Source organism: Pseudogulbenkiania sp. AW2-16 (genome assembly GCF_056824575.1).
Map to the genome: position 1 here is coordinate 2097501 of NZ_CP157668.1, position 12256 is coordinate 2109756.

The 12256-nt window shown below is 59.1% G+C and carries 8 protein-coding genes, 2 rRNA genes and 1 pseudogene (1 of these 11 running past the window's edge); 5 read left to right on the forward strand and 6 right to left on the reverse strand.

Annotated features, from left to right (window positions below):
* From ABKF58_RS10295 to ABKF58_RS10305, 3 genes are all read left to right on the forward strand, one after another.
* Nucleotides 1–2661, forward strand: a 23S ribosomal RNA gene (locus ABKF58_RS10295); it begins 230 nt to the left of the window's first position.
* Between the two features lie 118 nt (nucleotides 2662–2779).
* Nucleotides 2780–2893 (forward strand): 5S ribosomal RNA (rrf, locus tag ABKF58_RS10300).
* Between the two features lie 235 nt (nucleotides 2894–3128).
* The gene (locus ABKF58_RS10305; protein ID WP_482580605.1) at nucleotides 3129–5372 is read left to right on the forward strand and encodes an ATP-binding protein; all 2244 of its coding nucleotides are present in this window, start codon (nucleotides 3129–3131) and stop codon (nucleotides 5370–5372) included.
* Here the strand turns inward: ABKF58_RS10305 and ABKF58_RS10310 are convergent.
* The 6 genes from ABKF58_RS10310 to ABKF58_RS10335 all read right to left on the reverse strand — a co-directional run bounded on the left by ABKF58_RS10310 (nucleotide 5362) and on the right by ABKF58_RS10335 (nucleotide 10474).
* Nucleotides 5362–6345, reverse strand: a complete 984-nt coding sequence (locus ABKF58_RS10310; RefSeq protein WP_482580606.1) for a GlxA family transcriptional regulator — start codon at nucleotides 6343–6345, stop codon at nucleotides 5362–5364. The two genes, ABKF58_RS10305 and ABKF58_RS10310, sit on opposite strands and share 11 nt — an antisense overlap.
* A gap of 92 nt (nucleotides 6346–6437) precedes the next feature.
* Nucleotides 6438–7253 carry an ABC transporter ATP-binding protein gene (locus ABKF58_RS10315; protein WP_014088060.1) on the reverse strand — a complete coding sequence of 272 codons (816 nt, stop codon included), beginning with the start codon at nucleotides 7251–7253 and terminating at the stop codon, nucleotides 6438–6440.
* Nucleotides 7254–7395: 142 nt separating this feature from the next.
* Nucleotides 7396–8127, reverse strand: a complete 732-nt coding sequence (locus tag ABKF58_RS10320; protein WP_008955731.1) for an ABC transporter permease — start codon at nucleotides 8125–8127, stop codon at nucleotides 7396–7398.
* Nucleotides 8124–8813: an ABC transporter permease gene (locus ABKF58_RS10325; RefSeq protein WP_008955732.1), complete on the reverse strand. Its 690-nt coding sequence runs from the start codon at nucleotides 8811–8813 to the stop codon at nucleotides 8124–8126. The genes ABKF58_RS10320 and ABKF58_RS10325 overlap by 4 nt, the downstream gene beginning before the upstream one ends.
* Nucleotides 8814–8867: 54 nt before the next feature.
* The gene (locus ABKF58_RS10330) at nucleotides 8868–9632 is read right to left on the reverse strand and encodes an ABC transporter substrate-binding protein (RefSeq protein ID WP_482580607.1); all 765 of its coding nucleotides are present in this window, start codon (nucleotides 9630–9632) and stop codon (nucleotides 8868–8870) included.
* A gap of 77 nt (nucleotides 9633–9709) precedes the next feature.
* Entirely contained in the window at nucleotides 9710–10474 is a 765-nt protein-coding gene (locus tag ABKF58_RS10335) for an ABC transporter substrate-binding protein (RefSeq protein ID WP_041703021.1), read from the reverse strand.
* Between the two features lie 224 nt (nucleotides 10475–10698).
* Between ABKF58_RS10335 and ABKF58_RS10340 the strand changes: the two genes are divergently transcribed.
* The gene (locus tag ABKF58_RS10340) at nucleotides 10699–10944 is read left to right on the forward strand and encodes a hypothetical protein (protein ID WP_482580608.1); all 246 of its coding nucleotides are present in this window, start codon (nucleotides 10699–10701) and stop codon (nucleotides 10942–10944) included.
* Nucleotides 10945–11025: 81 nt separating this feature from the next.
* A pseudogene (locus ABKF58_RS10345) lies at nucleotides 11026–12153 on the forward strand (NAD-glutamate dehydrogenase); the annotation flags it as partial.
* Between the last annotated feature and the right edge of the window lie 103 nt (nucleotides 12154–12256).

Sequence of the window (12256 nt, forward strand, 5' to 3'; positions counted from 1 at the left end):
TTCCGTCAGTAGTGGCGAGCGAACGCGGAACAGCCTGTACGTGTTATGGATTGTGTTAGTGGAAGGCCCTGGAAATGGCCGCCATAGTGGGTGATAGCCCCGTACACGAAAACGCATTCCAAGGACTAGGCGTACGAGAAGTAGGGCGGGACACGCGAAATCCTGTCTGAAGATGGGGGGACCATCCTCCAAGGCTAAATACTCGTGATCGACCGATAGTGAACCAGTACCGTGAGGGAAAGGCGAAAAGAACCCCGGGAGGGGAGTGAAATAGAACCTGAAACCGGATGCATACAAACAGTGGGAGCCTCGCAAGGGGTGACTGCGTACCTTTTGTATAATGGGTCAGCGACTTACGTTCAGTAGCGAGCTTAACCGAATAGGGGAGGCGTAGGGAAACCGAGTCCGAATAGGGCGCTTTAGTTGCTGGGCGTAGACCCGAAACCGAGTGATCTATCCATGGCCAGGATGAAGGTGCGGTAACACGCACTGGAGGTCCGAACCCACTAGTGTTGCAAAACTAGGGGATGAGCTGTGGATAGGGGTGAAAGGCTAAACAAACTCGGAGATAGCTGGTTCTCCCCGAAAACTATTTAGGTAGTGCCTCATGTATCACTTCCGGGGGTAAAGCACTGTTATGGCTAGGGGGTCATTGCGATTTACCAAACCATGGCAAACTCTGAATACCGGAAAGTGCGAGCATGGGAGACAGACGGTGGGTGCTAACGTCCATCGTCAAGAGGGAAACAACCCAGACCGCCGGCTAAGGTCCCAAATGATCAGTTAAGTGGTAAACGAAGTGGGAAGGCCTAGACAGCCAGGATGTTGGCTTAGAAGCAGCCATCATTTAAAGAAAGCGTAATAGCTCACTGGTCGAGTCGTCCTGCGCGGAAGATGTAACGGGGCTCAAACTGATAACCGAAGCCGCGGATTTGCACGCAAGTGCAGATGGTAGGGGAGCGTTCTGTAGGTCTGTGAAGGTGTGTCGTAAGGCATGCTGGAGATATCAGAAGTGCGAATGCTGACATGAGTAGCGATAAAGCGGGTGAAAAGCCCGCTCGCCGAAAGCCCAAGGTTTCCTACGCAACGTTCATCGGCGTAGGGTGAGTCGGCCCCTAAGGCGAGGCTGAAAAGCGTAGTCGATGGGAAACGGGTCAATATTCCCGTACTTTCGTATAGTGCGATGTGGGGACGGAGAAGGTTAGGTCAGCCAGGTGTTGGATGCCCTGGTTCAAGCCGGTAGGTGGAAGGAGTAGGCAAATCCGCTCCTTTGTTAACACCGAGACGTGATAACGAGGTTCTACGGAACCGAAGTGACTGATACCACGCTTCCAGGAAAAGCCACTAAGCTTCAGCTATACGAGAACCGTACCGCAAACCGACACAGGTGGGCAGGATGAAAATTCTAAGGCGCTTGAGAGAACTCAGGAGAAGGAACTCGGCAAATTGATACCGTAACTTCGGGAGAAGGTATGCCTCTTAAGGTGTAGGACCTCGCGTTCGAAGCCTCGAGAGGTCGCAGAGAATCGGTGGCTGCGACTGTTTATCAAAAACACAGCACTGTGCCAACACGAAAGTGGACGTATACGGTGTGACGCCTGCCCGGTGCCGGAAGGTTAAGTGATGGGGTGCAAGCTCTTGATCGAAGCCCCGGTAAACGGCGGCCGTAACTATAACGGTCCTAAGGTAGCGAAATTCCTTGTCGGGTAAGTTCCGACCCGCACGAATGGCGTAACGATGGCCACACTGTCTCCTCCTGAGACTCAGCGAAGTTGAAATGTTTGTGAAGATGCAATCTCCCCGCTGCTAGACGGAAAGACCCCGTGAACCTTTACTGTAGCTTTGCATTGGACTTTGAACAGACTTGTGTAGGATAGGTGGGAGGCTATGAAACCAGGACGCTAGTTCTGGTGGAGCCGTCCTTGAAATACCACCCTGGTGTGTTTGAGGTTCTAACCTTGGTCCGTGATCCGGATCGGGGACAGTGCATGGTAGGCAGTTTGACTGGGGCGGTCTCCTCCCAAAGTGTAACGGAGGAGTTCGAAGGTCACCTAGGTACGGTCGGAAATCGTGCTGATAGTGCAATGGCATAAGGTGGCTTAACTGCGAGACCGACAAGTCGAGCAGGTGCGAAAGCAGGACATAGTGATCCGGTGGTTCTGAATGGAAGGGCCATCGCTCAACGGATAAAAGGTACTCCGGGGATAACAGGCTGATTCCGCCCAAGAGTTCACATCGACGGCGGAGTTTGGCACCTCGATGTCGGCTCATCACATCCTGGGGCTGTAGCCGGTCCCAAGGGTATGGCTGTTCGCCATTTAAAGTGGTACGTGAGCTGGGTTCAAAACGTCGTGAGACAGTTTGGTCCCTATCTGCAGTGGGCGTTGGAAGTTTGACGGGGGCTGCTCCTAGTACGAGAGGACCGGAGTGGACGAACCTCTGGTGTACCGGTTGTCACGCCAGTGGCATTGCCGGGTAGCTAAGTTCGGAAGAGATAACCGCTGAAAGCATCTAAGCGGGAAACTCGCCTGAAGATGAGACTTCCCTGAGGGCTTGACCCTCCTGAAGAGTCGTTCGAGACCAGGACGTTGATAGGTCGGGTGTGGAAGCGCTGTGAGGCGTGAAGCTAACCGATACTAATTGCTCGTGAGGCTTGATCCTATCATTTGAGTGGCTTGGGCCACGCGGTGAATAGAGTGTGCGACGTACAATCGATTACCCAATTCGAAATGGAAGCTGAGAGGCTTCCAGGCTTCTTCCAGTTTGTTGACAGTTTATGTCTGGCGGCCTTAGCGAGGTGGTCCCACCCCTTCCCATCCCGAACAGGACCGTGAAACGCCTTAGCGCCGATGATAGTGCGGCATTGCCGTGTGAAAGTAGGACACCGCCAGACTCCCCTTACAAAAGCCCAGCTCATCCGAGCTGGGCTTTGTGTTTTTATGGCGTCGCCATGCCGCAATGGCTCCTCTGGCTGATGCATTACGGGTGTTTGTGGCTGAGGATGGCACAGATGCCGCTTTTAGTTGTACATTCTTAATCTTCCCGACAATTCGATCAGCCTGTGTCCTGGGGAGAACCCGTATGCCGCAGGCTTGCTGAATTCGTCAGACTGAATGGAATGGTCACGCTTGAAATCGTCTCTTGGTCTCTCCGGCAAGCTCAGAAAATCGGCCTTGCCACTTCTGGCTTGGCTCCTCCTTTGTTTCCTGACGGCCTTGCTCTGGCTTCAGATGGAGAGAAGCCGCCTGGAGGAGGGGTTTGAGAAGGATGGTCGTGCGGCTTACGTGCAGATTGCGCGTAAGCTGGATCAGAACGAGGCCGTGCTCCAGGCAGCTCATGCCATGGTGGCGTCGCGTGACACATCCGATATCGCCGCCTTGAGCGCTTTTTCCCGAGAAATACTGGCGAATTACCCCAAGCTCTATACCATTCTTTTCTATCAAAAAGTCGTGCCGACGGAGCGTGATCGGTATCTCGACCAAATGTCACGCGAGATTGGCGAGCCTGCTTCTATTACCGATTTCGACCTTAATCGGCGTCGTTCGTGGAGGGCGGCACCTCTTCGCGATGTCTACTACCCGGCCACGATGGTGGAGCCGGTTACTCAGGCGTCGCGACGGCTCTACGGCTACGACATCCTGCATGAGCCTCGGCTGGCTCGCGAACTGAGGCAGGCCATCGCGACAGGAGAAATTGTGGTCTCGATGCCGTTCGAACTGGCTGGGGACGAGCGGGCATATCTGCTGATGAAGGGTGTCTACCGCAATGGTGGGCCAGGGGTGATTCCGTTGCGTCCCGATTCTCCCCTGGTTGAGGGGGTCGTGGCGGTGCAGGTCCACTTCGAGCAATTGCTGGCTCCGCTGCGCCTGGAGTCGCAGTCGCTGAATATTGCGTTGTACCAGCGTGAGTTGCCGGGAGTGCATGGGTCGCTCTTGCTCTATGAGCGCTCACTCCGCCCGAGCAAAGTGTCGCAATGGCCGTTGTTCCAGCGTTTCCAATCCAAGATGGACTTGCCCAGCGATGCGCAGCCGTTCGTCTTGAGCCTGTCGCGCAACGTGACCTGGGCCGAGTTGCGGCTCAGTGTACTGGTGTTCCAGGAGTTGCTGGTGACCCTGTTGTTGTTGGCGCTGTGGCAGGTGTATCAACAGCGTCTGCACTTGCACCGCGCCCGTTCAGCTGCCGATGAGGCGCTGTTCAGCCAGCGTGAGCGGGTGGAGGTGGCATTGAATGCCATCCGTGATGGTGTGATTACGCTGAGTCACGATCGCAAGGTGGAGTGGGTCAATCCGATGGCGCAGGAGCTGCTGGGCTTGCTGCCGGAGCAGCTGCTGGGGCGGGATTACCGGGAGGTATTGCGGCTGCAGCAGGGGCTGGCCGACGTTTCCCAGGTCGACCCGATTGGCCAAAGTTTTCTCTACCAGCAGGTGGTGGAGTTTCCCGACGAATTGTTGTTGTCGACATTTTACGGTGAGACCCGCCTGGTCGAAGGGGCGGTGGCCCCGCTGTTTTCCCGCACCGGGGAAATGAACGGCGCCGTTTGTGCGATCCGCGACATGGGGCCGATCCGGCGCCGGGCGCAGGCGGTGCTGGAGGCGAGCGAGAGCCGGGTGCGGGACCATCTCGAGAAGCTGTCGCACGTTGCGCGCTTGCACACGATGGGGGAGATGGCCTCGGGGATCGCTCATGAACTGAACCAGCCGCTGGCGGCCATCAGCAACTATTGTGCGGCATCGTTGGCGATGCTGGAGGATGTCGAGGAGGCTCCGGCGCAGGTGACCGATGCCTTGAAGGCCGCCATCCGCCAGGCCGAGCGCTCCGGCGAAATCATCAAGCGGCTGCGCGCCTTCGTCAGCAAGCGCAGCATGGATGTACGCCAGGTCGATCTGAATCTGCTGGTGGGAAACAGCCTGTTCCTCGCCGAGCATGACCTGCGCAGCAATGGTGTGCAGGTGGTGCAGATGCTGTCGGCCAATCCGGTGACGGTGATGGCGGACAGCATCCAGATCGAGCAGGTGTTGATGAACCTGCTCTCCAACGCCATCGAGGCGATGAAGGGGGAGCGGGAAGGGGCGCGACAACTGGTGATCCATAGCCACGTGGCGCTTTCCAATGCCATTCTGGAGGTGCGCGACAGCGGGCGGGGTATTTCGCCCGACGTGCAGGCGGTGCTGTTCCATCCCTTCTACTCGACCCGTGAAGGAGGGATGGGACTGGGGCTGTCGATTTGCCAGACCATCGTCGAGCAGTACGGTGGTTCGATCGAGGCGGAAAACATTCCCGGCAGCGGGGCGTGTTTCCGGCTGCGGTTGCCCTTTGCCCCGCCGCTATCGTTGTCAGAGGCGGCGGTGTCGCCGGTGGCGGCTACTCGCTAGCGTTCTTGCCGGTGTTGCGCGAGGAGCGTTCTTCGCGCGGGGTGATGCCGAAGTGATTGCGGTAGCTGCTGGAGAAGTGGGGGCCGCTGGAGAAGCCGCAAGCCAGCCCGATCTGAACGATGGATTTGGAGGTTTGCTGCAGTAATTGCCGCGCGCGCTTCAGACGCAGCTCGAGGTAGTATTTCGACGGCACCGCGGAGAGGTGCTGCTTGAACAGGCGTTCCAGTTGCCGCCGCGAGATGCCGACATAATAGGCGATGTCGTCGGTCGTCAGCGGTTCTTCGATATTCGCTTCCATCAGGCTGACGGCTTCGGTCAGCTTGGGCTGGCTGGCGCCGATACGGGTGGCGAGCGGAATGCGCTGCCGTTCGTTACCGGGGCGGATGCGCTCCATGCTGAACAGTTCGGAGAGCTGGGCAGCGAAGTCGTGCCCTTGCTGCTGCCCCACCAGCACCATCATGAAGTCCAGCGTCGAGGCTCCTCCTGCACAGCTCATGCGGTTGCGGTCGATCTCGTACAGATTGGACGAGACGATGACTTCCGGAAATTCCTCGGTGAAGCGGTTGATTTCCTGCCAGTGGATGGTGCTGCGGTAGCCGCTCAACAGGCCGGCGCGGGCCAGCCAGTAACTGCCGCAGCCGATCCCGATGAGTTGCAGCTTTTCCGTGGCCTGGGCATGGATCGTTTTGCTCAGTTCGTCGACGTCGACGTCCCCGGCGATTTCATCGGCAATGACGAACAGCCCGTCCAGTTTGGGCGCGTAGCTGAGCGGCAGGTCGACCGGGGCCTTGATGCCGTTGGTCAGGGTCATGGCGTCGCCGCTGGGGGAGAGCAACAGGAATTCGTAGAGCTTTTTTTCGGCCAACTGGTTGGCGCGGGACAGCACTTCGGTAATCAGGGCCAGATCGGCCATAGCGGCGTGGGGCAACAGCAGGATGCCGTAGCGAAGCGGTTTGGCGACTTGCGTCTGCATAGCCATAGTTGACCGGAAAGCGAACTTGCGAGGAAAAGACTCTGCCAAGTCGGGGACTTGGCAGACGAATGATTAATGCCGTAATTGTATGATTATTTCAGGCTGCCCGAGAGGAATTGTGCCAGCCGCTCGCTCTTCGGCTTGATCAGCACTTCCTTCGGATTACCCTGCTCCTCGATGCGGCCCTGGTGCAGGAAGATGACGTGGTTGGAGACCTCGCGGGCGAAGCCCATCTCGTGCGTCACGACCACCATGGTGCGGCCTTCGCGCGCCAGGTCCTGCATCACGCGCAGCACTTCGCCGACCAGTTCCGGGTCGAGCGCCGAGGTCGGCTCGTCGAACAGCATGACTTCCGGTTCCATCGCCAGGGCGCGGGCGATGGCGACGCGCTGCTGTTGACCGCCGGACATGTGCGACGGGTACTTGTCTTCGACGTTTTTCAGGCCGACTTTTTCCAGATACTTGCGCGCGCGGGCGATGGCTTCGTCCTTGGGCACGCCGAGCACGTGCACCGGAGCCTCGATGATGTTCTCCAGCACCGTCATGTGCGCCCACAGGTTGAAATGCTGGAACACCATGGCGAGCTTGGTGCGCAGTCGCGCCAACTGCTTGGCGTCGCCCGCCTTGAGGGCGCCGTGGCGGCTGTCCGGAACCAGCTGCAGTTCTTCGCCGGCAGCGAAGATCTTGCCGCTGTTGGGCTGTTCCAGCAGGTTGATGCAGCGCAGGAAGGTGCTCTTGCCCGAGCCGGACGAGCCGATGATGCTGATGACGTCGCCGGCGTGGGCGGTCAGCGACACGCCCTTGAGCACTTCGTGGCTGCCGTAGCTTTTGTGGATGTCGGCAACGTGCAGCTTGACTTGGCTGTCGAGGCCGGTGGAGGTGGCGTTGGGGTGTTCGATCGGTTTCATCGCTCAGCAAATCCCTGTCTTGAATGCGTCGTGGGTTGCGCACCGGCCATGGTGGGGTCATGGCCGGTGGCACTACGTGGGCGGGTAACGTCTCGCCTCACGCGATAATCGGATTCATCCTGCTTGTCGCTGGCTGTCCGGCTCAGTGCTTGCGCGGTGCCAGGTAGGCCAGCCAGCGTTTTTCGGCCAACTTGAACAGCCAGACGAACAGGAAGGTGAAGGCCAGGTAGATCAGGCCCGCCATCAGGAACGGTTCGAACGGCATGTAGGTGTCGCTGTAGATGCGGCGGGCGACGCCGGTGACGTCGGCTAGCGTGACCAGGCCGGCGATCGAGGTGCCTTGCAGCATCATCACCACTTCGTTGCTGTAGGCCGGCAGCGCGCGGCGCAGTGCGGCCGGGATGACGATGCGGCGCATCATCAGCCACTTGCTCATGCCCATGGCCTTGGCCGCTTCGATCTCGCCCCAGTGGGTATTGCGGATCTGGCCGGCGATGATCTCGGTGGTGTAGGCCGCCGTGTTCAGCGTGAAGGCCAGCAGCGCGCAGAAATAGGCTTCCTGCAGGTAGGTCCAGGCCCAGCTCTCGCGCACCGCCTCGAACTGCGACAGCCCGTAGTAGATGATGAACAGCTGCACCAGCATCGGCGTGCCGCGGAACACGTAGGTGTACAGCCAGACCGCGCCGGACACCAGTCGGTTCCTGGAGACACGCATCAATCCCAGCGGAATCGACAGGGCCAGGCCGCCCAGCAGCGAGTAGAACAGCAGTTCCAGCGTCAGGATCAGGCCGTCGCTGGTAGACAGCACGGCTTCTCCGCTGCCGCCACCCAGAAAGGACGGAAAATTCTCGATCATCAGGTTGGCGTCAATCACAGCTCACTCTCCCGTACACCCGTCGAATAGCGTTTGTTCATCGCGTTCAGGGCCACAATCGACACCGTGGTGATCAGCAGGTAGATCGCCGCGACCACCATGTAGACGGTAAAGGGTTCCTGGGTGATGGATTTGGCGGTGTCCGCCTTGTACATCATGTCGTTGAGGCCGATCACCGAGACCAGCGCGGTGGATTTGACCAGCACCAGCCAGTTGTTGGAGAAGCTCGGCAGGGCGAAGCGCACCATCTGCGGCGCGGTGATGCGAAAGAACACCCGCAGCGGCGACATGCCATAGGCTGCGCCGGCTTCCATCTGCCCCTTGGGCACCGACATGATGGCGCCGCGGAAGGTTTCGGTCATGTAGGCGCCGAAGATGAAGCCGATGGTGAGCACACCGGCGATCATCGGGTTGATTTCCGGGGCACCCAGGCCGAAGCGTTCGGCGACATCGTTGATCAGCATCTGGCCGCCGAAAAACAACAGGAACATCCAGACCAGGTCGGGCACGCCGCGCACCACGGTGGAATAAAGTTCGGCCGACCAGACCAGGGCGCGGGAATGCGCCATCTTGAACATGGCGCCGATCAGTCCGAGGACCACCGACACCACCAGCGAAGCCGCCGCGACTTCCAGCGTCAGTGCCGCGCCTTCCAGAATGCTGGGAAGATAACCCTGCAAAAACATGCTGTTCTCCTGGAATGACCGCGCCGGCATGGCGTGCCGGCGCAGCCATTCCTATCAGTTGCCGTAGATGTCGAAGGAGAAGTACTTCTTCTGGATCTTGTCGTAGCTGCCGTCGGCGCGGATCTGCTTCAACGCCTTGTTGATGCGCTCGAGCAGGGCGGCGTCGGTCTTGCGCACGGCGATGCCGGCACCCTCGCCGAAGTATTTGGCTTCGTTGTAGGCCGGGCCGGCGAAGGCGAAGCCCTTGCCGTTCGGCGTCTTCAGGAAATCGGTGTCGCCCACGGCGGCATCGACGAAGCTGGCGTCGACACGGCCGGCCTTCAAGTCGAGGAAGGATTCCGGCGCCTTGCCGTACGGCACCAGCTTGGCGCCCAGCTTGACCCAGTGGTCGCGGGCGTATTTTTCCTGGATCGAGGAGCGCAGCACGCCGATTTTCTTGCCCTTGAACCAGGCATCGTTGACCGCGGTGCCTGCCTTGGCTACCAGGCGGCTCGGCATGTTGTAGTACTTATCGGAGAAGTTGACCGCCTTCTTACGCTCGTCGGTGATGTTCATCGAGGCGATGATGACGTCGAACTTCTTGGCGTTGAGCGCCGGGATGATGCCGTCGAAGTCCTGCGGCACGACGTCACAGGTCACTTTCATCGCCGCGCACAGGGCGCGGGCGATGTCCGGATCGAAGCCGGCCATCTTGCCGTCCGGACCTTGTTGGGAGAACGGCGGGTAGCTGGCATCGGTGGCGAAACGCAGCGTTTCGGCGTGGCTAGCGGCGGTCAGCGCGCACAGCAGCGCGCCCAGCGTCAGCAAGGGCTGTTTCATGGAGTCTCCAGCGGAAAGGGTAGGTGGCTCGAATCGGGCCCATGCCTCGGCACGGGCCGTTCGGGGTTGGCCGAAGCTCAGTGGCCGTACACGTCGAAGGCGAAGTACTTGTCCTGCACCTTCTTGTAGGAACCATCCTTGCGGATCTGCTCGATGGCCGCGTTCAGACGTTCACGCAGCGCGTTGTTACCCTTCTTCACGGCGATGCCGGCGCCCAGGCCGAAATACTTGGTATCGGCATATTCCGGGCCGACAAAGGCGAAGCCCTTGCCGCGCGGGGTTTTCAGGAACTCCTGGTCGCCCACCGCGCCGTCGACGAACACGGCGTCAAGTCGGCCGCTGGTCAGGTCGAGGAACGACTCCGGAGATTTGGTGTAGGCGACGATCTTGGCGCCCGTCTTGCCCCAGTAGTCCTTGGCGAACTTCTCCTGGGTCGAGGCGCGCAGTGCACCGATCTTCTTGCCCTTGAAGCTGTTCTGGTCGACTTTGGTGCCAACCTTGGCGATGATGCGGCTCGGGATGTTGTAGTACTTGTTGGTGAAGTCGACGGCCTTCTTGCGCTCGTCGGTGATCTGCATCGAAGACAGGATGGCGTCGAACTTGTTGGTGTTCAGCGCCGGAATCAGGCCGTCCCAGTCCTGCGGCACGATCTCGCAGGTAGCCTTCAGCGCCGAGCACAGCGCATGGGCCATGTCGATATCGAAGCCTTGCGGTTTGCCGTCCGCGCCCTGCTTGGAGAATGGGGGGTAGTTCAGGTCAACGCCAAAACGGATGGTCTCTGCCTGGGCAGCGGACGCGAACAGCGGGGCGGCCAGCGCCACAGCCATCAAAACCTTTTTCATCGAATGCCTCTCTATTTCTCAGAACGTGAACCGGGTGCCAGAACGGTTTTCTGACACGGTCCCGCATAATGTCGTGCCGAAGTGGTGAACCAGGCCGGGGTATGGCCGGCTACCCGCCGGTTTTCTCGTCGGCCGGTGATGCCCCGGCCCTTGTATGAGCCCATGGTGGCACGAACATTTGTGGTCGAACAATCCACTCGCCTTGGCGGGGCGGGGTGGAGAAAATGAAGCCGCGCATTCTACCGGGTTTTTGGACTGCTGAAAAATATCAACAAAAACAGCTGGTTATGTATTTTCAAAACCGCACCCGCAAGAAAATTCCACAAAAGTCTTTTTATAATTGGCTGTCGCATTGCTATAAGCCTATGAGTGGTGGAAAAAGCAATCTCTCACCCCCGTCCATACACGAATGCTGCTGTGCAACCAAGGAAGATGTAAGAGCGTGTCGCTTTATAGAAATCTTGTGCTGATCGACCTCTCTACAATCCCTGCTCAGCAGAGCCCTTACCCCTGCGCAAACAACACAGAGAAAACCAATGTCCCTCAGCAACATGACAGAACACGCCAGCCTGATTGACGACATTCAGGCGGAGGCTGACAGCAAGCTGTCCAGTGATGAGCAACAAAAACTGGCTCCTTTCTTTCCGGTCTATTTCGAAGAAGCAGAGTATGACGACCTGCGCCGGTATTCGTCGCTGGATTTGTTCGGCGCGGCGATTGCCCATTACGATTTCGCGCAGCAGCGCAAACCCGGCGCCCACAAGGCGCGCATCTACAACCCGGATTTCGAGCGTGACGGCTGGCAGAGCACGCATACCGTGATCGAAGTGGTCGGCGACGACATGCCGTTCCTGATCGACTCGCTGGCGATGCTGCTGTCGCGCTACAACCTCAACCTGCACCTCCTGATCCACCCGGTGGTGGCGGTGGCACGCGATGCCAAGGGGCAGCTGGTGGAACTCAAGCGCACCCAGGGCCGCGACCTGCCGCTGGAATCGTGGATTCACGTCGAGATCGACCGCGTGTCCGACGCCGCCACGCTCAAGCGACTCGAAAGCGATCTGAACCGCGTCATTTCCGATATCCGCCTGGTGGTCAACGACGAGCCCAAGATGCGCGCGGCGCTCTCTGAGATCGCTGACGATCTGGCCAAGGTGAAGGGCGCTCGTGGCGACGAAGCCCGCGAGGCCATCGACTTCCTGCACTGGATGGGCGACAACCATTTCCTGCTGATGGGCTACTGCGATTACGACCTCGTCAAGCGCGATGGCAAGGACAGCCTGAAGATCATCAAGGAAAGCGGTCTTGGCATCCTGAAGGAGCAGGGCGACAAGGAGTATTCCGCCAGCTTCGAACAGCTGCCGCAGGAACTGCGTGAGCTGGCCCACCTGCCGCAACTGATCATTCTGAACAAGTCGCAGACCCGTTCGATCATCCACCGCCCGGCCTACATCGACTTCGTCGGCATCAAGCGCTTCAACAGCAAGGGCGAAGTGATCGGCGAGCGCCGCTTCCTCGGCCTGTACACCGCCCACGCCTACCAGGTCTCGCTGAAGAACATCCCGATCGTGCGCCGCAAGGCCGAGTACGTGGTCAACTACTGCGACTACGTCGACAACAGCTACAAGGCCAAGACCCTGGGCTTCGTGCTGGAAAACTACCCGCGCGACGAGCTGTTCGAGATTCCCGCCGAGACGCTGGCCCCGATCATCGAAGGCATCGTCAACCTCCAGGAGCGCCCGCGCGTGCGCCTGTTCGTGCGCACCGACCGCTACCATCGCT